The sequence below is a fragment of the Mesorhizobium sp. M1A.T.Ca.IN.004.03.1.1 genome, assembly GCF_003997555.1.
Classification (GTDB): Bacteria; Pseudomonadota; Alphaproteobacteria; order Rhizobiales; family Rhizobiaceae; genus Mesorhizobium.
The window spans coordinates 1-250 of record NZ_RZTV01000775.1 but is presented as its reverse complement, the minus strand read 5'-3'; the positions used below and the strand labels follow the sequence as shown (position 1 = coordinate 250).

The following is a 250-nucleotide window of genomic DNA, read 5'->3' as shown; positions in this document are numbered from 1 at the left end:
CGGCGATCCAAAACTTGTCATCTTCGACGAGCCCACGACGGCGCTTGATGTGACCACACAGATCGAAGTGCTGCGCGCCTTTAAATCCGTAATGCACAAGGGTCGCATCGGCGGCGTGTACGTCTCGCACGATCTCGCCGTGGTGGCTCAGATCGCCGATCGCATCGTTGTCCTCAAAGGAGGCGAAGTCCAGGAGATCGGAAGCACCGAGCAAATCCTAAGCAGACCGCAGCATCCTTATACCAAGGAG

Annotated in this window: 1 pseudogene; it reads left to right on the top strand. The window is 57.2% G+C overall.

Going from position 1 to position 250, the window contains the following annotated elements:
• A pseudogene (locus tag EOD29_RS33750) lies at positions 1 to 250 on the top strand (ABC transporter); the annotation flags it as partial.